General features: G+C 59.8%; 22 protein-coding genes. 3 read left to right on the forward strand and 19 right to left on the reverse strand.

Annotated elements, in window-relative coordinates; all coding sequences use genetic code 11:
- The 3 genes from KI810_RS16425 to KI810_RS16435 form a co-directional block, all read right to left on the reverse strand.
- Window positions 1-995, reverse strand: a 995-nt coding sequence (locus KI810_RS16425; protein ID WP_214176654.1) for a solute symporter family protein, incomplete at its 3' end; no start/stop codon positions are given.
- Window positions 996-1,009: 14 nt separating this feature from the next.
- A complete protein-coding gene (locus KI810_RS16430) occupies window positions 1,010-1,318 on the reverse strand; it encodes a DUF485 domain-containing protein (protein ID WP_214176655.1) in 309 nt (102 codons plus the stop codon).
- Between the two features lie 101 nt (window positions 1,319-1,419).
- Window positions 1,420-2,196, reverse strand: coding sequence for an IclR family transcriptional regulator (locus KI810_RS16435; protein WP_214176656.1), 777 nt, complete (start codon window positions 2,194-2,196; stop codon window positions 1,420-1,422).
- Between the two features lie 329 nt (window positions 2,197-2,525).
- Between KI810_RS16435 and KI810_RS16440 the strand changes: the two genes are divergently transcribed.
- Together KI810_RS16440 and KI810_RS16445 are read left to right on the forward strand one after the other, a co-directional pair.
- Window positions 2,526-2,807 (forward strand): hypothetical protein, encoded by a 282-nt coding sequence (locus KI810_RS16440; RefSeq protein WP_214176657.1) that lies wholly within the window; start codon window positions 2,526-2,528, stop codon window positions 2,805-2,807.
- Between the two features lie 432 nt (window positions 2,808-3,239).
- Complete coding sequence (locus KI810_RS16445) at window positions 3,240-3,773, forward strand: MarR family winged helix-turn-helix transcriptional regulator (protein WP_214176658.1); 534 nt, start codon at window positions 3,240-3,242, stop codon at window positions 3,771-3,773.
- A 39-nt stretch (window positions 3,774-3,812) separates the two neighbouring features.
- Here KI810_RS16445 and speA read toward each other — a convergent pair whose 3' ends face one another.
- The 4 genes from speA to KI810_RS16465 all read right to left on the reverse strand — a co-directional run bounded on the left by speA (window position 3,813) and on the right by KI810_RS16465 (window position 9,352).
- Window positions 3,813-5,726, reverse strand: coding sequence for an arginine decarboxylase (speA, locus tag KI810_RS16450; protein WP_214176659.1), 1,914 nt, complete (start codon window positions 5,724-5,726; stop codon window positions 3,813-3,815).
- 199 nt (window positions 5,727-5,925) lie between these two features.
- Complete coding sequence (gene nspC / locus KI810_RS16455; RefSeq protein ID WP_214176660.1) at window positions 5,926-7,080, reverse strand: carboxynorspermidine decarboxylase; 1,155 nt, start codon at window positions 7,078-7,080, stop codon at window positions 5,926-5,928.
- A 149-nt stretch (window positions 7,081-7,229) separates the two neighbouring features.
- Window positions 7,230-8,423, reverse strand: a complete 1,194-nt coding sequence (locus tag KI810_RS16460; RefSeq protein WP_214176661.1) for a saccharopine dehydrogenase family protein — start codon at window positions 8,421-8,423, stop codon at window positions 7,230-7,232.
- Window positions 8,424-8,803: 380 nt separating this feature from the next.
- A complete protein-coding gene (locus tag KI810_RS16465) occupies window positions 8,804-9,352 on the reverse strand; it encodes a helix-turn-helix domain-containing protein (RefSeq protein WP_214176662.1) in 549 nt (182 codons plus the stop codon).
- Between the two features lie 396 nt (window positions 9,353-9,748).
- On the opposite strand from KI810_RS16465, the gene proC reads away from it, so the two are divergent.
- The gene (gene proC, locus KI810_RS16470) at window positions 9,749-10,564 is read left to right on the forward strand and encodes a pyrroline-5-carboxylate reductase (protein ID WP_214176663.1); all 816 of its coding nucleotides are present in this window, start codon (window positions 9,749-9,751) and stop codon (window positions 10,562-10,564) included.
- Between the two features lie 133 nt (window positions 10,565-10,697).
- Here proC and KI810_RS16475 read toward each other — a convergent pair whose 3' ends face one another.
- From KI810_RS16475 to ybgF, 12 genes are all read right to left on the reverse strand, one after another.
- Window positions 10,698-11,531 (reverse strand): response regulator, encoded by an 834-nt coding sequence (locus tag KI810_RS16475; RefSeq protein WP_214176664.1) that lies wholly within the window; start codon window positions 11,529-11,531, stop codon window positions 10,698-10,700.
- A 105-nt stretch (window positions 11,532-11,636) separates the two neighbouring features.
- Entirely contained in the window at window positions 11,637-11,840 is a 204-nt protein-coding gene (locus tag KI810_RS16480; protein WP_214176665.1) for a hypothetical protein, read from the reverse strand.
- A gap of 16 nt (window positions 11,841-11,856) precedes the next feature.
- On the reverse strand, window positions 11,857-12,675 hold the full coding sequence (locus KI810_RS16485; RefSeq protein WP_214176666.1) for a polysaccharide deacetylase family protein: 819 nt from the start codon (window positions 12,673-12,675) through the stop codon (window positions 11,857-11,859).
- A gap of 137 nt (window positions 12,676-12,812) precedes the next feature.
- Window positions 12,813-13,505, reverse strand: coding sequence for a YggS family pyridoxal phosphate-dependent enzyme (locus KI810_RS16490; RefSeq protein WP_214176667.1), 693 nt, complete (start codon window positions 13,503-13,505; stop codon window positions 12,813-12,815).
- A 54-nt stretch (window positions 13,506-13,559) separates the two neighbouring features.
- Complete coding sequence (locus KI810_RS16495; RefSeq protein WP_214176668.1) at window positions 13,560-14,141, reverse strand: Maf family nucleotide pyrophosphatase; 582 nt, start codon at window positions 14,139-14,141, stop codon at window positions 13,560-13,562.
- Window positions 14,125-14,409, reverse strand: coding sequence for a hypothetical protein (locus tag KI810_RS16500; protein ID WP_214176669.1), 285 nt, complete (start codon window positions 14,407-14,409; stop codon window positions 14,125-14,127). Before KI810_RS16500 ends, KI810_RS16495 begins: the two co-directional genes overlap by 17 nt.
- A gap of 51 nt (window positions 14,410-14,460) precedes the next feature.
- Window positions 14,461-15,777, reverse strand: coding sequence for a methylenetetrahydrofolate--tRNA-(uracil(54)-C(5))-methyltransferase (FADH(2)-oxidizing) TrmFO (trmFO, locus tag KI810_RS16505; protein WP_214176670.1), 1,317 nt, complete (start codon window positions 15,775-15,777; stop codon window positions 14,461-14,463).
- Complete coding sequence (locus KI810_RS16510) at window positions 15,767-16,168, reverse strand: hypothetical protein (protein ID WP_214176671.1); 402 nt, start codon at window positions 16,166-16,168, stop codon at window positions 15,767-15,769. Before KI810_RS16510 ends, trmFO begins: the two co-directional genes overlap by 11 nt.
- Window positions 16,169-16,225: 57 nt before the next feature.
- Window positions 16,226-18,496 (reverse strand): type I DNA topoisomerase, encoded by a 2,271-nt coding sequence (gene topA, locus KI810_RS16515; RefSeq protein ID WP_214176672.1) that lies wholly within the window; start codon window positions 18,494-18,496, stop codon window positions 16,226-16,228.
- A 139-nt stretch (window positions 18,497-18,635) separates the two neighbouring features.
- Complete coding sequence (gene dprA / locus KI810_RS16520; RefSeq protein WP_214176673.1) at window positions 18,636-19,715, reverse strand: DNA-processing protein DprA; 1,080 nt, start codon at window positions 19,713-19,715, stop codon at window positions 18,636-18,638.
- Window positions 19,716-19,790: 75 nt separating this feature from the next.
- A complete protein-coding gene (locus KI810_RS16525; protein WP_214176674.1) occupies window positions 19,791-20,789 on the reverse strand; it encodes a LysM peptidoglycan-binding domain-containing protein in 999 nt (332 codons plus the stop codon).
- 54 nt (window positions 20,790-20,843) lie between these two features.
- Window positions 20,844-21,572, reverse strand: a complete 729-nt coding sequence (ybgF, locus tag KI810_RS16530) for a tol-pal system protein YbgF (protein WP_214176675.1) — start codon at window positions 21,570-21,572, stop codon at window positions 20,844-20,846.
- Window positions 21,573-21,574: the final 2 nt, after the last annotated feature.

Genomic DNA, 21,574 nt, shown 5'->3' on the forward strand with positions numbered 1-21,574 from the left:
ACCAGGGCCATACCGAGGGAGATCTGATCAAGCGGTGCCTTCATGAACAGGGCCGGCTCCAGGAAGCGCTGGCCGGCATCGGCACCGGTCAGGGTAATGCCGTCCTTGAGAACCAGCTTGGAGACGTGGTCCTGGATGTTGGGATTGCTGACGATGTCGGAGAAGAACCCAATCGGGTTGAAACTCGCCTTGGCCATTACCAGCACCGACAGCAGGAAAGCGCCGGACATGAGGAGGCCGGCCTTGATGATCTGGACCCAGGTGGTGGCGGTCATGCCGCCGAAGACGACGTAGCCTACCATCAGGATACCGACGCCGATGATGGCGGTCTTGTAGGGGACACCTACCAGCAGGGCCATCAGCTTGCCGGCACCGACCATCTGGGCGGTGAGGTAGAAGGTGGAGACGGCGACGGTGGAAAGGGCCGCCACGGCGCGCACCGGTTTCGGCTCGGTCCGGAAGGAGAGGATATCCCCCAGGGTGTACTTGCCGGCGTTACGGCACGGCTCGGCCACGATCAGGAGCACGGTGATGTAGGCGACCAGCCACCCCACCGAGTACATGAAGCCGTCGTACCCGTAGAGGGAGATCATCCCGGAAATACCGAGGAACGAGGCGGCCGACATGTAGTCGCCGGCGATGGCCCAGCCGTTCTGGGTGCCGGTGATCCCGCCACCGGCAGCGTAAAAGTCAGCCGCCGTCTTGGTCCGCTTGGCGGCCCAGACGACCACCGACATGGTGATGGCGATGATGATCGCGAACATGCCGATGGTAATGGTTTTGTTGGCCTTGATTTCCTTTTTGAGCGGAGCTGCCGCTGCCGGAGCGGCAGGGGTTGCGCTGGGGGCTGCTACTACCGGTGCCGTGGGAGAAGCGGCGGGAGTGGTCACTGCTGCGGGGGCGCCAGGGGCTGCCGGAGCCTTGGCCGGCTCAGCCGCGTAAGCAAGGGCGCCCAGGGAAAGGGTCAGGGTAAACGCTGCGATTAATTTTTTCATTCTCTGAGCCTCCTTTACTTGAGTTCGTCCACCAGCTCACGGGTGAGACGGTCGAAATCCTTGTTGGCCACATGGGCATAATAGTGTGCCAGTCCCCAGGATACGAAGAACTGGGAGAGGGCAAACACGTAACCGAAATTGACGACGCCGATGACTTTGACCTTGAACAGGCCGGGGGCATACGCTGCCCCGATGGGGAGGAGGAAATAATACACGGTGGAAAAAATCCACCAGCCGAACAGGAATGCCGCTTTCTTGTGGTGCAGTTCGACGAATTTGGGGTTTTTGGCTATCGCCGCCCAGTCATACTGTCTTTCTGCCATGGGAGTTACTCCTTTCGTAATGGGTTGCCGTGCGAAGAATCGAATATCCGGTTCTTGCATATCTACTGCTGCGAATAATCCTCCTTTCTGTAGTTTGCTATTTAACAGGCTGGGGCATAACCGAATTTTGCCGACAGGATTTCCCCACCTTCCATGAGGGAGGGGATAATCTCCATTTCCAGGCGATCGGCCAGCATGCGGAACGACGGGACAAGCATGGTCAGGGCTCCCACCACCTTCCCGCCATAATCCCTCACGGCAACGGCCACACTGACAATACCGTCGCCCAGCCCCCCGAATTCAACCGCAACCCCCCGGGACCGGATGGCTTCAAGCTCAAAGGCAATCGATGCCACATCGATGCCTTCTCCGGATTTGCCACGCCGTTTTCCCAGTCTGTCGAGCACATCCCGCGATTCCAGCGCCTTCATGATCTTGCCCGCAGCATTGCTGAACAGAGGGAAACGCTTGCCCACCAGGGGAGTTGCCTTGATCTGTTGCTCGCAGTCGACCATGTCGATGAAAAGCACTTCTTCGCCGTTGAGGACCGTCATATACATCGCCTCGCCATGCTTGCGGACGAGCTTTTCCATAACCGGATGTGCGTGCTTCACCACGTTTGCGGTTCTGATGATCTTCTGGCCAAGCTCTACAGCGGCAAAACCCAGCCGGTAGGTACCGGAGAATTCATCTTTTTCCACGATCCCCCGCGTCTGCAGGGTATAGAGCAGCCTGAAGGTCTTGTTGCGGGAAAGTCCGAGGCGTTCCGCAAAATAGCCGACGGTCGGCGCCAACGGCTCTTCGGATAGTATGTCCAGCATGGCGAGCGCCATGCTCACGTTGAGAACGGAATAGGTATCTTTTTTATCGGCAAGCATCTGGACTGCCTCCATCATGATGTTCGACTGAACCGGGGAACGTTCCCACAGAATCAATCCTTAAACTGGTCAGACAGGTTGAGGTGACCCTTCCGCCTCGCACGACGTGCCGATGCCACTTAAGGCATCGGCTTCACCTCACCTGCCGGTCGATTGATGCCTGGCCAGGAGAAATGACAAAGGCGGACGTGTGGTGCGAGTTTTCAGGATAAACGATGGAGAAGACAGGGTGGTGCCCGTGCGGTAAGGCGCGAAGAGAATTTTGCCGTGAAGGGGTGATCAGCATTAAGAAGGGAAATAAATTTGCGTTTTAAAGGGGGCTGAATGGAATGGCTGATAGCTGTGCAGGGATGAAAGGTATTTTTGACGAGTTCATCGGAAGGCTTCTCGGTACTTTCGATAACGGCTCCTGCTTGGTGTTTAGACCCGTCGCCCTCAAAGAGAAAGGGATTTTTTATCCCCAGAAAAACCAGGAAAAACGATGCGACAACAATGCATTGTATGAGTATTTTCCTGGTCATGACATCTCCATCTCACGGGCTCAATTGCCCAACGCCGGCGGACATCCATTAGACTACAAATGTTTTGTGTTCAAATTAAAAAAAATATAACGCTTTTTTAGTTGCTATGCAAGCTATATTTTAGAAAAACCGTAACCACCTATTTTTGCGCTGCAATCTCATCAAAAATAAATTCTACACCCTGTTCTTCCGGTCTGAAACAGATTCGCTCCAACAGGACTATGCATCTTTTCTCCTGGAATTCCGAGCACTCTCCGTATTTTGCAACCGGTGCCATGATGTACGCGAATGCACATGAACAACCGTCATGCAGTACGGGCGCATTTGGCGGGACTGCGCCGTGATAAAGGTTCTATGCAGATAATGCCATGTTGTGCTGATGGCATGGAGGGGGGAAAGGGAGACGGGAAGATGCGGGTACGGATACCGTCTGAATCGTCAACCCGCATTTTATTTGACGAAATCCACCGGTGTGATTACACTTGTGACATTTTCCATCCCTGCTCGCAGAAAGGCCGAGCGATGCCGACGTCCAGACTAGTGGCTGATATCATCGACAACATCCGACGGGTTTTCCAGGTAATAAACGAGCAGTCCAAAAGAGCGGAGCGGGAAACGGGGCTGACCGGCCCCCAGCTCTGGGCAATCAAGATAATCTCGGAGTCGGCTCCCCTCAAGCTTTCGGAACTGGCCCGGCGCATGTATCTGCATCCGGCAACGGTTGTCGGGATCATTGATCGGCTGGAAGGGAGGGACTATGTGACGAGGACCCGCTCTCAGGAAGATCGCCGGGTGGTTGAAATAAACCTGACCCCACAGGGGAAGAAGCTAGTCGAACATGCCCCGGAGGTAGCGCAGGGGCTTCTGGTGAAAGGGCTTGAACCGCTGCCCGAAGAGATGCTCGTGAAAATTTACGATGGCCTGGACCAGCTGGTGACGATACTCGGTGCACAGGAAATGCTACCCCGGCTGTTTCTCTCTCCCGAAATGAATGTCCCCCCGCAAGACACATCCCCCGATGAAGCCTCTAGCCCGACCAATGAAAAAAGCCCGTAGACAATCTTGTCTACGGGCTCTCGTCATTCGTACGGGAAGCTATTCCCCCAGGTAGGTGTACCCGAGCAGGGTCCGGTCCAGGAGCTCGATGAAATGGCTGCTCTCCTCGATGGAGACCTTGCGCTGGGCCACCCCCTTCTCCAAGTGCTCCCGGACCCGTTTCAGGATCTCCGGCCCCTTGTACTGGACGTACTTCAGGCTCTCCCAGCAGGCGTCGCCGTTGATGACCGTGTCGATCATGTAGCCGGACTTCTTGCTGAAGGTGATGTGGACGGCGTTGGTGTCGCCGAACAGGTTGTGCAGGTCCCCCAGGATCTCCTGGTAGGCGCCGATGAGGAAGAAGCCGATGTAGTAATCCTCTTCCTTGCGGATCTTGTGGAGCGGCAGGAACTTGCTCCGGCCGTTCTCCCCCACGAAGCTGGTGATCTCCCCGTCCGAATCGCAGGTGATGTCGGCGATGGAGGCGATGACGTCCGGCTTCTGGTTCAGCCGCTGCAGCGGGACGATGGGGAAGAGCTGGTCGATGGCCCAGGAGTCGGGGACCGACTGGAAGAGGGAGAAGTTGGCGAAGTAGGTCTGGCGCAGGGCCAGCTGGAAGTTCTGCAGCTCCTCGGGGATCGGCTTGATCTTCTCCACGATGCCGTTGATCTTCCTGATGATCTTGCCGTAGAGCCACTCGGCAATCGCCCGCTCCTGCAGGGTGAGGTACCCCAGGTTGAACAGGCTCACCGCCTCCTGGATCAACTGCTGGGTGTCGTGGTAGTCCTCCCGGAGGCTGTAGCGGTCGATGCTCTTGTGGATGTCCACCAGCTTCTTGACGGTCGGTGCCAGCTTCTCCGCCTTTTCCAGGTCCTCCTCGAAATCGGGGGTGAGGCGCTGGGTGTTGGTGTTGAGGACATTGGTCACCAGTACCGAGTAGTGGGCGACCGTGGCCCGCCCCGATTCGGAGATGATGTTGGGGCACTCCACCCCGGCGTCGTCGCAGATGTTCTTGATCTGGTAGATGACGTCGTTGGCGTACTCGTCGATGGAATAGTTGACGCTGGAGAAGTAGCTGGACTTGGAGCCGTCGTAGTCCACCCCCAGCCCCCCGCCGATATCCACGTACTCGATCCCCACCCCCATCTTGCGCAGCTCGGCATAGACCCGCGCCCCCTCGATGAGGGCGGTCTTGATCTTGTCGATCTTGGTGATCTGGGAGCCTATGTGGAAGTGGATCAGCTTCACCCGGTCGAGCAGGTTGTTCTCCTCCAGAAGGCCGATGGCGGCGATGATCTCCGCCATCCGGAGGCCGAACTTGGCGTCCTCTCCCCCCGAGGTGGCCCACTTGCCGGTCCCCTTGGAGGAGAGCTTGACCCGGATGCCGAGTTTCGGCTGGATGCCGGTCTTCTTCGACAGCTCGATGACCTTTTCCAGCTCGAACAGCTTCTCGATCACCAGGGTGATGTCATAGCCGATCTTGGTGGCGTAGAGCACCGTCTCGATGTACTCCGAGTCCTTGTAGCCGTTGCAGATGATGGGGAGGTTGTTGCCGCTGGAGATGGAGATCCCCGCAACCAGCTCCGGCTTGGAGCCGACCTCAAGGCCAATGTTGTAACGTTTGCCGTAATTGGCGATCGCCTCCACCACCTGGCGCTGCTGGTTCACCTTGATCGGGTAGAAGGTCTGGTACGTGGCCGGATAGTCGTTCTCGGCGATGGCATTCCGGAAGACCCGGTTGATGCTGGCGATCCGCCCCTGGAGGACGTCCATGAAACGGAGCAGGATGGGGGGCTTGATCTTCCGCTTGATCAGGTCGTCCACCAGCACCCGGAGGTCGATGGAATTCTTGGAGTTGGAAGACGGGTGAACGCAGACGTTCCCCTTCTTGTTGATGGAGAAGAGATCTGCCCCCCAGTTGTCCATGTTGTAAACCTTGGAGGAATCGTTAATCGACCAGCGTTCGGACACCATAAGCAGTTACCACCCTTCTAAGGGATTCTTTACAAAATCAAAAGCGATCAAAAAAGCGATTTACCACAGAGGACACGGAGGAACAAAAATGAGGGGAAACAAACTCCAGCTTTGTTCTTCACTCCGCACTTCCTCTGTGTTCTCTGTGGTTAAAGCTTTCAGGGATCCTCTGTGGTTAAGGCTTGTAAAGGATTGAAGGTCACGACAGTCTGCGCCTGAAATCCTCGTAGCCGAACGTTCGCACCACCTTCAATTCCCCGCTCTCCGGCTCGTACGTGCAGATGGCCGGGTGCTGGATGCCGTTGAAGGTGGTGGTCTTCACCATGGTGTAGTGGGACATGTCCTCGAAGGCGAGGCGCCGTCCCGGAACCAGAGGCTCCTCGAAGGACCAGTCGCCGATGACGTCACCCGCCAGACAGGACGGCCCCCCCAGCCGGTAGGTGTGGGGTTTGACACCGGGGTCGTACCCCCCCGTGATGCCGGGACGGTAGGGCATCTCCAGGATGTCCGGCATATGGCAGGTTGCGGAGACGTCCAGGATGGCAATGTCCATCTCGTTGTGCACCACGTCCAGCACCTCCGCCACGAGAATCCCCGTACCGATGGCGATCGCCTCCCCCGGCTCCAGGTAGACCTCCACGTCGTACTTTCTCTTGAAGTAGGTAATGAGTTCCACCAGGGCGTCGATGTCGTACCCCTCGCGGGTGATGTGGTGGCCCCCCCCCAGGTTGAGCCATTTCATGCCGTGGAGGTACCGGCCGAACTTCTCCTCGAACACCCGGGCGGTCCGCTCCAGCGGCTCGAACAGCTGCTCGCAGAGGGTATGGAAATGGAGCCCTTCGACGCCATCCAGGGACCGCCCCTCGAACTCGCGCAGGGGGATGCCGAGGCGCGACGTGGGGGCACAGGGGTCGTAGATGGGGGTATGCCCCTCAGAATGTTCCGGATTCACCCGCAGGCCGATGGATACCCGCCCCTTTTCCCGCTCCCACAGGGGGCGGAACCGCTCCAGCTGGTTGAAGGAGTTGAAGACCAGGTGGTTGGATATTTCCAGCAGCTCGACAACGTCGCTCTCCTTGAAGGCGGCGGCAAAGCTGTGCACCTCCCGGCCGAACTCCTCCCGCCCCAGGCGCGCCTCCCAGGGGGAGCTGGCGCAGACCCCGTGAAGCGTCTCCCGGATGACCGGAAAGACCGACCACATGGCGAACGCCTTGAGCGCCATGAGGATTTTCGCCCCCGAGCGCTTCTGCACCTGGTCCAGGATGGCCAGGTTGTGGCGCAACCGTCCCAGGTCCACCACGTAAGCGGGGGACGGGGCGAGTTCGAGGATTTTGGGTATGTCTATACCGATCAAATCTTTAACACCTTAAAGACAATTGAACGCTGATCAAATCGGAGCAAGGCCTGATTGACGCTGATCAAGCAAATGTATCCGAGTTCATGTTCGATCCGCCTTTATCCGCGCCTTTTCCGCGCTAATCTGCGTTCAATTGATTTTTCGTCTTACAGTTCCGGCCATTCCCCTTCGACGACGACCTCCGGCAATCCCATCGGCCCCAGCTCTTTGAGGAATACCTCCGGATCGAACTGCTCCATGTTCCAGACTCCTGGCCCGTGCCACTTTCCGGTCAGCATCATGATCGCCCCCACCACTGCCGGCACGCCGGTGGTGTAGCTGATGGCCTGGGACTGGACCTCCCGGTAGCATTCCTCGTGGTCGCAGATGTTGTAGATGTAGACCTGTTTCCGTTTGCCGTCCTTGATCCCCCGGGCGATGACGCCGATGCAGGTCTTCCCCTTGGTCAAAGGCCCGAGGGAGCCGGGGTCGGGGAGGAGCGCTTTCAGGAACTGGATCGGCACGATCTTCTGGCCGTTGAACTCCACCTCGTCGATGCGGGTCATCCCCACGTTCTGCAGCACCTCCAGGTGCTTCAGGTAGTTGTCGGAGAAGGTCATCCAGAACTGGGCCTTCCTGATGGTCGGGATGTGCTTGACGATGGACTCCATCTCCTCGTGGTAGAGGCGGTAGATGTTCATTGGCCCGATCCCCTCGGGGAAGTCGAAGACCCGCTTGGTGGAAAGCGCCGGCGACTCCTGGAAGGCTCCGTTCTCCCAGTGGCGACAGGTGGCGGTCACCTCCCGGATGTTGATCTCCGGGTTGAAGTTGGTGGCGAAGGGCTGGCCGTGGGAGCCGGCGTTGGCGTCGATGATATCGATCTCCTCCACCACGTCGAGGTACTTCTTGGCGGCCAGGGCGGTGTAGACGTTGGTGACGCCGGGATCGAATCCGGAGCCGAGGAGCGCCATGATCTCCGCCTGCTTGAAGCGGTCCTGGTAGGCCCACTGCCAGGAGTACTCGAACTTGGCAGTGTCCAGCGGTTCGTAGTTGGCGGTGTCGAGATAGTCCACACCGGTCTCCAGGCAGGCGTCCATGATGTGCAGGTCCTGGTAGGGGAGCGCCACGTTGATGACGAGCTTGGGCTGTACCTTTTTAATCAGGGCCACCAGTTCGGGGACGTTGTCCGCATCCACCTGCGCCGTATTGATGCTGTTGTTCAGTTGGGCGGCAATGGCGTCGCACTTGGATTTGGTCCGGGACGCCAGGGTGATCTCGCTGAAGATGTCGCGCCGCTGGGCACATTTGTGGGCGACGACCTGGCCGACGCCGCCGGCACCTATTATCAATACCTTGCTCATTGCCTTTCCTCCGTTGAAGTGGCGCCACATTTGCGCCCTGACGACGCCGGTTCGTCGGAACGCTCCTCGACGTAGCATTCCCTCTCTCTATCTCTCCCCCAGAGGGGGAGAGCACTCCTTGCCCTCTCCCTTTGGGAGAGGGATTGGGTGAGGATCGCTACGCCTGCGGGCCTTCTTCCTCTCCGTCGCCGTCATCATCGCAAATTCTGACGCCACGCAGGTTTTAACTACTCACAACAATCTACCTGTTTATCAAAGGGACGCGAGATTTCGGCCAGATCGGCACCGGCCCGCAGAAACCGTGCCGAGGCGCAGCAGCGCTACGTTGAGGCAGGGTTTCGAGGACACGGCGTCGAGATGGTCGGAAGACCGCGCTCCCCTCAATAGTAAAAGGTGGGAGGGGTGACAACCCACAGTATCTTGGCCTGTGTCTTCCCGATATTCTTCACCGAATGCCGCTTGTCCGAGGTGAAGTAGAAACACTCGTCCTTCTTGATGGTGTGGAGCCGGTCGTCCAGGCGGAGCTGGATCTTCCCCAGGAGGACGAAGCCGAACTCCTCCCCCTCGTGGAACTGCTGCTCGTCCATCTCCTCCCCCGGCTCCAGGGTCACGAGCACCGGGTCCATCTCCCGGTTCTGGGCGCCGGGAACGAGGAGTTCGACCTTGATTTTCTCGTCGTCGTCGGTGGCCTGGACCCGGGCGTCCTTGCCGAATACCACGTTCTCGTCGTCGGCGGTATCGCTGAAAAACTCCTGCATGCTCACCCCGAACACGTCGATGATATCCTTCAGCGTCGCAATGGAGGGGGACGTGGCGTCGTTCTCCAACTGGGAGATGAACCCCTTCGTCAGGTCGGCGCGGCTCGCCAGCTCCTCCTGGGTAAGGGAATTGATCATCCGCAGCCGTTTCAACCGTTCACCGATCTTCAATCAGTCCTCCAGGTCCAGCACGTGGTAAAACACATCCATCTCACGTCAAGTTTAGTATTTCTAAACTTATTGTCAATCAGCGGGTTTAGCAGTGGTAAACTTTCTGTCATGCACCAGGTTTAGAAATGCTAAACTTTATGTTTAAAACCGAGCACACGAGCAAAGCTTTATAGTACATGCCCCGTGCCGTGTCAACCATTTTTTGAGCCTCCGGGACTTTTTTACCCGTCGGCAACAAATCAGGTTCCGGCAGGTCCGGTTACACGGCAAAAATTTGCCGTTATCTCCCCACGCCGCTGCCAAATTCATTGACATTTGGGAAGGGATTTATTACTCATGCATACAAGTTGCACGGACATAACAGGTTCGGGACACGGGGCCCGGCAAGGAGAGAATATGCTGCAAGACAAGAAGATCGGCTTCATCGGCGGGGGGAACATGGCGGAGGCCCTGATAAAGGGGCTCCTGGCAGGAGGGGTACCGGCGGGGGAACTCTCCGTGGCGGAACCGGTGGCGGAGCGGCGCACATTCCTGAAGGACCGCTATGGGGTGAACGTCAGCTGCGACAACGGGGAGGTGGCCGGCAGAAGCGACATCCTGTTCCTCGCCGTCAAGCCCCAGGTGGCGGAACCGGTGCTGGCGGGACTCGCCGGCGCCGTGGGCCCGGACGCCCTGCTGATCTCCATCATGGCCGGGGTGAAGACCGCCACCATCGAGGCGGCATTCGCCACCGGCGTCAAGGTCGTCCGGGTGATGCCCAACACCCCGTCCCTCGTCCTGGAAGGAGCGACCGCCCTCTGCACCGGCGCCAACGCCACCGCCGACGACCTCTCCACCGCCCGGCGCATCTTCGAACTGGTAGGGAAAGCCTGCATCGTCGACGAGAAACTTATCGACGCGGTCACCGGCCTCTCCGGCAGCGGCCCCGCCTTCGTCCTCACCTTCATCGAAGCCCTCTCCGACGCCGGGGTCAAGAACGGCCTCCCCCGGGACGTCGCCACCAGCCTGGCGGCCCAGACCGTCTACGGCACCGCGCGGCTCCTCCTGGAAACCCGCGAGCATCCGGCCATGCTCCGGGAAAAGGTCACCTCACCCGGCGGAACAACCATTGCAGGGCTGCACGTGCTGGAAAAAGAAGGTTTCCGCGGGACGGTCATTAACGCCGTGGACGCAGCAACGGCCCGGTCGAAGGAGCTGGCGGGAGGGAAGTAAGACAGGTAGAGGTAGAGGTAGAGGTAGAGGTAAACTAATACTTTACCTCTACCTGTGAGCGAAGCGAACGAATACCTTTACCTGTTTTTTCTGCCTTGAGCGAAGCGAACGAATACCTTTACCTGTTTTTCCGTCATAACTGGTCGTAGTAGTGCAGCGCCCGCTTCACCCGCGTCACCAGCGTCGCCTCCCGCACCGGCTTGGCCATGAAATCGAAAAAGCCCTTCTCGAACGCCCGGGCCTCTTCGTCGCCGTCCGCCACCCCTGTGAGGAGGATAACCGGGATCAGCCGGGTCTCCGGGAGATTCTTGAGGGCGGACAAGAGGGCATAACCGTCCATCTTCGGCATCTCCTTGTCGGTGAGAATAACCCGGGGAGCCTCGGCCAGCGCTGCCTGGTACGCCTCCATGCCGTCCATTGCCACCACCACCCGGTATCCCTCCTGCGTAAGAATGTTGCCCAGCATGGTATAGAGCAACTTGTTATCCTCAGCAACCAGGACCGTCCGCTCTTCGCCGGGGCTTTCACAGGGTTTCCCCAGGTAGTGCCGGTTGATGGCGGCAATGATGTCCCGGCGGGTGGCGATATAGGGGACGATCTTCAGGTTGTGGTTGGCGGCGATATTGGCGATGATGCGGGTATCGGTGGGATCGGCCATGGCGATGGCGAGCCGGCCGTTCTCCACCTTGAGAGGGAAGAGAAGATTGGGGAGCGCAACATCCACCGAAAGGAGACGGAGCGCATCGGGGGGAAACTTGAATCGGGCAAAATCGCTCACCACCCGGTACCCGTACTGCTGGGCCAGCCCCTCGGCCAGTTCCTCACCCGTGATGATCTCCATATCCTCCAGCACAAAACCGACCTTTTTTTTCTGTCGTCTGGCCCTGAGCAACGCACGCTCCAGCGTGGTCGGCGTAATCAGCCCCTTCTCGACAAAAATTTCGCCAAGCTTCTGCCGCTTCGTCATCGTCCCTCCCCAGACCGCGTCATAACATGGACAACAGGTCGCAACCTTAACACATTTTCAGAAAAAGCAAAAGCCGGGCGTTTGCCCGGCTTGCTGGTTTGTCACCTATTCTCCGTCCCCGTGTGACGAAGGGGGGGCATCTCCCCGGTTGATGGCGTCGTAGAGCGCGATCTGCTCCTGGAGCGAGAGCTTTCGCTTCCTGCCGCACCCCTGCCGCAAGCAGAGGCTGCACCGGTCGTCGCTGCACCACTGGCAGAAGGTGCAGTCGGGGCAGGGGTGCTTCTTTCCGCTCTCGTGACCATTCACCATTCACTATTCACCGTTTTCAGTAGACCACATTGCGCTGGGGTGCCGTCCCCGCCAGTATCTGGGCAAACGCCTTCCCCTGGTCGGCATTGATGAGAAGATAACGGGGAAGCTTCGCGACCGTGTCGGCAGCCCCCGCATGGTGACGTTCGATGGTAAATGTCGATACGTAACCGGCAGCAGCGGCCTTTTTCAGCAGGTAATCGTCATAGATACCGAACGGCCAGGCAAGCATATCCACCTTTACCCCCAGCTCCTTCTCGATCCGCGCCTTCGACTTGGTCAACTGCGTATCCACCGACTTCTCGAACTCGGCGGGCGCCATCTTCTTCCGGTCCTTCTTGAAGTTGGGATGCCAGAACGTATGGGACTGGAAATCGAACAGCCCGGTTTTCTTCAATTCCCGAAGCTGGTCCCAGGTCATGGCGTACTTGGCGTTGGAGATGGCGGAAGGATAGACGAACACCGTCACCGGCACGTTGTACTTCTTCGCCAGGGGGAGCATGTCGCTGTAGACTGTCTTGTGGGCATCGTCCTCCACGATCACCACCGATTTCGGCCCGGGGGCCGGCCCCTTCTTCAGGTAATAATCAACCAGCTGGCGGAGGGGGATGACCTTGTAGCCGTTGTCCCGCAGGTATTTCAGGTGCTCCTCGAAGACGCTGGTCTTGATGGTCATACCGTCGGCGACGGTGGGGCCGAAGCGGTGGTAGAGGAGGATGGGGACGTTCACACCCTGGGTGGCCGCGGGCTGCTGCTTGGGCTGGGGAGTGGCGGCCAGGGCAGGAGAAAGGAACAGAAAAAGGGCGAACAGGACAGGGGCAATGCGGGACATCATCGAACGATAGACCTCCAAGGGAAATGTGGACACCCGGCACTCACGAGTTCGGGCAAACGGGAAAAGTGTATAACAGAACGGTTACAAAAGGAATGGGAAAATAGGAGATGGGGGAACGCAGGCCTTTCAACCGCCTGCTAGCGGTACTGCCGCTCTCCGAAGACCGCAGTGCCGATCCGCACCAGGGTCGCCCCCTCTTCGATGGCCGCCTCGAAGTCCCCCGACATCCCCATGGAGAGCTCCGCCATGGTCACATCGGGGATCGCCGCGGCCGTGATCTCGCCGGCAAGGCGCCGCAGTTCTCGGAAGTAGGGGCGTGCCCCTTCCGGATCGTCGAAGAAGGGGGGCATGGTCATGAGACCCCGCACCCGGAGGTGGGGGAGCCTCGCCACCGACCGCACCAGGTCGATGAGTCCCGTGCTCGTCGTGCCGCTCTTGGTTGCCTCCCCGGCGATGTTCACCTGGATGAGGACGTCGCAGCTCTTCCCCAGCTTCCCCCACTGGCGGTCGATCTCCTCCGCCAGGGAGAACCGGTCCACCGAGTGGATAAGGGCGACGAGCCCGGCAATATACTTCACCTTGTTGCTCTGGAGGGAGCCGATGAAGTGCCACTCCACCGCGCCCTTCACCTCGGCCGCCTTGGCGGCGAACTCTTGGACGTAGTTTTCCCCGAACAGAAGCTGCCCCGCCCGGGCCGCCTCCGTAACCGCCTCCGCCGGCTGGGTCTTGGAGACCGCCACCAGCCGCACCGATGCAGGGTCCCGTCTGGCCTTGTGGGCGGCGACGGCGATGCGGTCATGGATGATTTTCAGATTGCCGGCGATTGACATGACACCTCAAAAAAGCTTCTCAGTGTTCTCTGTGTCTCTGTGGTGTGCTGTGCCTTATCCCATCGCCCCAAGGCGCCGGAGCGCCTCCACTACCTCGCAGAGCGGCAGCCCGACCACGTTGGTGTAGGAGCCGTCGATCCGCTCCACCATGTGGGCAGCCCCCCCCTGGATGGCGTAGGCTCCCGCCTTGTCGAAGGGGCAGCCGGTGGCGATGTAGGCGGCTATCTCCTCGTCCCGGAGGGGCTTGAAGAAGACCCTGGTCGTCACGGCATCACAAAGGGCATCATCACGCTCCTTGTCGAAAATCGCATAGCCGGTGATCACCTCGTGGGGGACGCCGGAGAGCTTTTTCAGCATCCGTTCTGCGTCGACCGCATCCACCGGTTTCCCCATGATCTCCCCGTCGCAGACCACCACCGTGTCGGCGCCGATGAAGAAACGTCCTTCCGTTCTCCCCGCGGTGAAGAGCGCCTTGTCACGGGCCAACCGCCGGACGTGGTCCCCGGGGGTCTCCCCCGGCATCTCCTCTTCCGGGATAGCGCTCGGGAAGACGTCAACCTCTACCCCCGCCGATGCCAGGAGTTCCAGCCGCCGGGGGGAGGCCGAAGCGAGTACGATCCTATTTCTTGTCGCCATGTTCCCGCTCTCTCTTTTCCTTCAATTTCTGTTCATAGATCTGCTGCATCGCCTCCTGCTCCTCCCAGTGCTTCTTCCAGTCCTTCTTCCGGACGAAATAAAGGGCGATGGAGCCGCTGATGATCATCACCCCCCAGAACATCTGGGTGGCCTGGCCGGTCACGATCCCCGAAACGAGGGAGCCGATCCCCATGAGGAGAAGAAGCACCTCGACGGAGATAAGCCGGCCGATGACCGATATTTCCTGTTTTTCCTTGTCCTTGTCCATGACACCTCTCGTAGGGGCGGGGTTTCCCCGCCCGGGCGCGACAACCACACCCTACAATGTTTTCATCCACTCCATCAGCTCTGCCAGCGCCCGTTCCGCCAGCCGGCCTCGTTTTTCCTTCTTCTTCACCCGTCCGGGGAGGTCGGGGAAGAGGCCGTAGTTCACGTTCATCGGCTGGAAATGGCGGGGCTCGGCGTTGGTTATGTGTCGCACCAGCGCACCCAGGGCCGTTGCCGGCGGAGGGACCGTCAACTCCTCTCCCGCGGCGAGGCGGGCGGCGTTCAGTCCGGCCAGGAAGCCGCTCCCCGCCGATTCCACGTACCCCTCCACGCCGGTTATCTGGCCGGCAAAGAGAATACGGGGATCGCTCCGGAGCTGGAAGGTGGGGAGAAGAAGTGCGGGAGCATTGATGAAGGTATTGCGGTGCATGGAGCCGAGCCGGACGAATTCGGCGTTCTCCAGCCCCGGCAGCATCTGGAAGATGCGGCGCTGCTCGGGCCAGGTGAGCTTGGTCTGGAAGCCGACCAGGTTGTACATCGTCCCGGCCAGGTCCTCCCGCCGGAGCTGCACCACTGCATGGGGTTCGGCGCCGGTGCGGGGGTCCGTGAGCCCCACCGGTTTCATGGGGCCGAAACGGAGGGTGTCGAGCCCCCGGGCCGCCAGCTCTTCCACCGGCATGCACCCCTCGAAGTGGACCACCTTCTCGAACTCCCGGGCCGGCACCTTTTCCCCCTCGTTGAGGGCGGCCACGAACGCGCGGTACTCCGCCTCGTCCAGGGGGGAGTTGAGGTAGTCGTCCCCCTCCCCTTTGCCGTAGCGGGAGGCGCGGAACACCTTCCCCATGTCCAGGGAATCGGCCGTCACGATGGGGGCAATGGCGTCGTAAAAATAGAGATAGTCGCCGGTCAGCCGGCCGATCTCCCCCGCCAGGAGATCGCTCGTCAGGGGGCCTGAGGCTATGACCACCGTCCCGTCGGGCGGAATATCCGTCACTTCTCCCCGTATCACCCGAATGCGGGGATGGGCTTCGATCTTTTCGGTAACATAGGCGGAGAAGAGCTGCCGGTCCACCGCCAGCGCCCCCCCGGCCGGCACGCGGGTGGCGTCGGCCGCCATCATGAAGAGGGAGCCGAGCCGGCGCAATTCCTCCTTGAGGAGCCCGACGGCATTTTCCACCGACTCCCCCCGCAGGGAATTGGAGCAGACCAGCTCCGCGAGGCCCTCCAGGTGATGGGCGGGAGAATACCTGGCCGGCTTCATTTCCAGGAGGGTAACCGGCACTCCACGCTGCGCCGCCTGCCAGGCAGCTTCGCAGCCGGCCAGACCGCCACCGATGACCGTTATTTCAGCAGCGACGTCACGCGCCATCGTCTGAGGACACCTCGAACTTCTGCAGGGGGGAACCGGCCAGAAGCCGTGCCTTCCCCTTTTCCTCGTCCCATATGGTCAGGTACCCCTTCCACCCCTGGTCCAGCAGTTCCCGTATGTGGCCGATCACCTCGTCGGTCGGCGGCATATGGAACGCATTGTACCCGGAAAATCCGCCGGGGGGGATCAGGCGGTAGGCGCCGTAGCCCCGTTTTTCGTTCCGCTTTGTCAGAGTGGACGAGGCAGACAGCCCGGTATGCTCCTCGTACTTCGTCCAGCCGCAGATGGGGCACATGATCCGCCGGGCGCTGGTGTCACCCCAGCATTCGGTGTCGATGCGGGCATAGTCGAAGCGGCACTGGCCACACCGCTCATGCGTGTCCTTGAGCATGAAAACTCCTTGTAAAAAAGGCGGGGATCGCTCCCCGCCTCGCGTTCGTCGACGGGCCTATTTCTCCTTGCCCCCCAGTTTGTAGTCGCACCCTTCTTTCGGGCACTTGAGGAATTCCCCTTCCCGCTTGTACACCTTCTTCACGAGGAGCGGAAAACCGCATTTCGGACAGGGGCCGGGCTGGGGGGGATCCCAGAGGGCAAACTTGCATTGCGGGTAGCGGTTGCAGGAGTAGAAGAGCTTGCCGTAGCGGGATTTCTTCTCGGTCAGCTCCCCTTCCTTGCATTCGGGACAGACCACGCCGGTCCCCCTCGGCTTGACCAGCGGCTGGATATTCTTGCAGGCGGGGTAGCCGGAACAGGCCAGGTACTTGCCGTAGCGGCCATCCTTGATGAGCATGGGGCTGCCGCACTTGTCGCATTTTTCCTCGGAAAAGACCGGCTCCGCAGTTTCCGTGGCCGACTGTTCCAGGTTCCGGGTATATTTGCAGCCGGCCTGATAGCCCGAGCAGGCGATGAACTTCCCCCGTTTCCCCAGTTTGACAACCAGCGGCTGACCGCAGTCGGGGCATATCTCGTCGGTCGCCTCGGTGGTCAGGTCCGACTTGCTGACCTCCCCCTCCTTCTGGTGCAGAAGAGAGCTGAATGGCCCCCAAAACTCACGCAGGAGAGGCTTCCACTGCTTTTCCCCACGGGAAACCTGGTCCAGTTCCTCTTCGAGGGACGCAGTAAAGTTGTAATCCACGTAGGTGGTGAAATGGTTGACGAGCAGGTCGCTCACCACCATCCCCACGTCTTCCGGAAAGAACCTCTTCTTGTCGAGCCGCGCATACTTCCGCTCCACCAGGGTGTTCATGATGCTGGCGTAGGTAGAGGGACGGCCGATGCCGTATTCTTCCAGGGTCTTGACCAGGGTCGCCTCGGTGTAGCGGGGAGGTGGCTGGGTGAAGTGCTGCTCCGGAAGAAGTTCGCCAAGGGCAAGGGATTCGCCTTCGGCAAGGGGGGGAAGGGTCCCCTCCTTCTCCTCCGTCTCGTCGTCGATCCCCTCGATATAGAGCTTCATGAAACCGGGAAAACGGATGACCGTTCCGGCAGCCCGGAAGATAAAACCCTTTCCGGCACTGATGTCGACGGAGGTCTGGTCCAGCAGCGCCTCTGCCATCTGACACGCAACGGTACGCTTCCAGATGAGTTCGTACAGCTTGAACTGGTCGGAAGAGAGAAATTTCTTCAGTTCCGCCGGGGTCTTGACGATATAGGTGGGGCGGATCGCCTCGTGGGCCTCCTGGGCGTTCTTCGCCTTGTTCTTGAAGGTGCGGGGCTTGGGCAGGGAGTACTCCTTGCCGTACAGGCTCTCGATCACCTCTTTTGCCTCGGCGAGCGCCTGGCTGGAAAGCACCACGCTGTCCGTACGCATGTAGGTTATGAGACCGACCGACCCTTCACCAACGTCGATCCCCTCGTAGAGTTTCTGGGCAACGGACATGGTCTTCTTGGCGGAAAAGCCGAGCTTGCGCGCCGCCTCCTGCTGAAGGGTCGAGGTGGTGAAGGGGGGAGAGGGGGTGCGTTTCCGCTCGCTCTTCGTAACCTTCTCCACCCGGTAGGGCGCCTTGCCGAGCATCTCCACCAGCCGTTCGGCACCCGCCTTGTCGGGAATGTCGAACTTGCCCAGCTTCTTCCCCTCTGCCTCCACCAGGTTGGCGGTGAAGCGCTGCCGGGCATGGTTGGCGAGTTGCGCCCCAATGGTCCAGTATTCCTGGGTCTGGAACGCCTGGATCTCCTTCTCCCGCTCGCAGATGAGGCGCAGGGCCACCGACTGCACCCGGCCCGCGGAGAGGCCGTAACGGATCTTCTTCCAGAGGAAGGGGGAGAGGTTGAAACCGACCAGGTAGTCGAGAACCGACCGCGCCTGCTGGGCATCCACCAGGTCAAGGGCGATGTCGCGGGGATTGTTGACGGCATCGACGATGGCGTCCCTGGTTATCTCGTGAAACACCACGCGCCGGACCGGAAGCGACTTCTTCCGGTCGAGGCCGAGGGCCGCCAGCAGATGCCAGGAAATCGCCTCCCCTTCGCGGTCGGGGTCGGTCGCCAGCAAGAGGGAATCGCAACTCTTCAGTTCCTTCTTGATGGCGTCGATATGCTTCTTGCTCTCCGGCAGCACCGCGTATTTCGGTTCGAAGTCATGCTCGATATCCACCGATCCCTGTTTGCTGGGAAGCGCCCGCACATGGCCGAAGGAGGCAAGGACACGGTACTCCTTGCCGAGAAACTTCTCTATGGTTTTGGCCTTGGCCGGGGATTCGACTATGACGAGATGTTGGGACATATATTCACCGCGCTGATTTGTTTTATCTTTGGATTTTACCACAGAGGGGACAGAGAGAAATCGAGTGGCAGACAGAGCGCATCATTTTCTTTCATTTTTCCCCGTATTCCTCTGTGGTTAAGGACTTTTTCTTTTTTGTCTATACAAGCGCAAAAAGCTTCCCCGGGAGCTGCTGCACCGCCCCCTTCAATTCCAGGCGGAGTAAAATAGCGGAAACGTCCCCCACTGTCAATGAGCTTTTCACAATGATATCGTCGATATGGTGTGGCGCGGCGGCCAGGATCGTAAAGATCGCCGCCTCCTGATGGGTAAGCTCGAATGCCGGCGCGGTTTCCGTCAAACCCCGGGTATCCCCCCGCTGCGGCAGCTCTTCCAGGATGTCATCCACGGTCTCCACCAGCTTGGCACCCTGCTTGATGAGGCGGTTGGTGCCGCGACTGGAGCTGCAGGTGATGTTCCCCGGAATGGCAAACACTTCCCGTCCCTGTTCCAGGGCGTACTGGGCAGTGATAAGGGAACCGCTCCGCTCCTCCGCCTCCACCACCAGTACTCCGCGGCAGATGCCGCTGATGATCCGGTTGCGGCGCGGGGAGTTCTCCGCCAGGGGGAGGGTTCCGAGGGGAAACTCGGAGACAAGCCCCCCCTTCTCCGCCATGGCGGCAAACAGCTCCCGGTTTTCCGGCGGATAGACCACATCGACACCGCACCCGAGCACGCCGATGCTCCGGCCTCCTCCGGACAGTGCGCCCCGATGGGCCGCCGTGTCCACCCCACGGGCCATGCCGGAGACTACCGTGATGCCGTGTGCCGCCAGATCGCCCGCCAGGCGCCGGGTGGCAAGCAGCCCGTAACTGGAGGCACGGCGTGAGCCGACCACCGCCACGGCAGGCTCAAGACCCGTCAGAGAGCCCTTGACATAGAGGTACGGCGGGGGATCGGGTATCTCCAGCAGGGGTCGGGGGTAGTCGGCATCCAGCAGCGTGACGATCCGGGCGCCACTCCGCCCGAGCAGTTCACATTCCCGCTCGGCCGCCGGCCGGTAATCATGGCTCCCGATGGCAGCGGCCACCGCAACGCTGACCCCCTTGATCCCCGCCAGTTCTGACGCCGAGGCTGCAAGGGCTCTGGCCGGTGAACCGAACTGCTCCAGCAGGCGGCGGAATGTCACATTCCCCACCTGGGGGATCGATTTCAGGGCAAACCAGTAAAAATGTTCCATGCAGGGGACCTGTCACACACCGAATAAAAAAAGGGGGCCCAATCCGTGAATTGGACCCCCTTTCTGGTCGCTTGTCTACTTTCTCATTTCAACCCGGTCTCCCCGGTAAATGGTGTCGATACTCTTGACGACCAGCGCCGTGGATGTGGTTTCGCCGGTCTCTACCACCACCACCGCCCCGACCACATCTGTCGGAAGCTTGCCGATCGGCATGCTGAGGAATTTCTGATCGGGAACCACATCGCGCACCACGTACAGCATGTTACCCGGCTCAAGTCCGTCCGCCCTCCCCAGGTCCAGGAAGGCGACATCTCCCGCAGCGATGGCCTTGTTGCCGGTCTGGGTTTCGACGATATAGCCGTTCAGGTCCTTCGCCGGCGCCTTGAGCGACACGATCTTCTTCCGCTCCCGGTACGGCATCAGGTACGCACCCGCGCCTATTTCCAGGTAGGATTTCGTGATGAGCGCCTTGGAAGCCTTCTCCTCCACTTCGGAAATCTGCAGCGAGCCGAGGGGGATGACCCGGTGTCCCAGGATCACGTGGTTTACCGGATGGCTGACCGCTTCCATTTCCTTGAATATGGAGAAACGGTCGCCGGTCTTTACCCCCTGGGCCTTGCCGATGTCGGCATAGACGATATCATCCTCGCCGACAATCTGCCGGTTCTGGAAGGTGGAGATGATGTAACCGACCGGCCGGGCATTCCCTTCCATCAGGAAACCTTCCCCCCCCGTCACCGTGAATATCCGCTCCGGAACCACCCCCGCCGGTTCTGGCGTCCTGGCTGCAGCAGCGGGCGGTGCCGTTCCTTTTTCATCAACTATCTCGATCCGGTCTTCAAATATCCTCAGTTTCTGGCCGGGGAAGATGAAGTGGGGGTTGCCTATACCCGGATTTTTCGCCCAGAGGGGGGGCCAATAGTGGGGATCCTTCAGGAATTTGTCGGAGAGCCCCCACAGGGTATCACCTTTCTGGATCACGTAGATGGTCGGCTCCTCGTCCTGCGCCCAAGCCACCGTGTAACCGGCCATCAGCAACAGAAAAAACAGTAGAGCAAGGACAGTTCGTTTCATAGACACCTCACGGGATAGTTTGGCTCATCTGAAAAAACCAGAAATCGGAACGGGTCAAAAACGCCCCAGGCGTTCCCGTGCTTTCGCCGCAGCCGGGCTTTTGGGGTATTTTTCGACCAGTGCCTTGAGGGTAGCCTTGGCCCGGGCAGATTCGTTCATACTGATGAGAGTAAACCCGGCCTTGAGCATGGCGTCCGGAACCTTGTTCCCCTTCGGGTAACCACTCACCACCTTTTCGAACGCCTCCAGGGCCAGGGGGTAGTTGCGCTGGGTGTAGTGGCACTCACCGATCCAGTACTGGGCGTTACCGGCATACTCATGGGTGGGGTGGTTACGGATAAAGGCATCGAAGGCATCGATGGCTTCATTGTACCTGTTGCTGCTGAACAGGCCGAAAGCCTTCATGTAGGCTTCCTGGGGACCGGCATCGGTATCGGGAGGAACGGCATCACTGTTAACCACCTCGATCCTGGCGGTTGCGGCGGGAGGCGGTTCATTCGATTTCGGGGAAAGGGTTTCAACAGACGACTTGAGATCCTTCAGTTGCGGAGCGACCGTTTTCAGTTCATCCAGCTCGACAGTCTGGGCCTTGACCCTCGACTGCAGATCTTTCACCTCGCCGCTCAGTTCGGCCAGCCGCTTGTTGGCGGCCGCGCTTCCCTGAACCAGCTGCTCCAACCGGGCATCCATCTCCGTCTGTTTCTTCAGAATGACGTCATATTCGCTGCACCCGGAAGCCGCTAACGCCAGACCTGCCACGACAACCCACGAGATTGAACGCATTC

This window comes from Geomobilimonas luticola, assembly GCF_018476905.1.
Lineage (GTDB): Bacteria > Desulfobacterota > Desulfuromonadia > Geobacterales > Geobacteraceae > Geomobilimonas > Geomobilimonas luticola.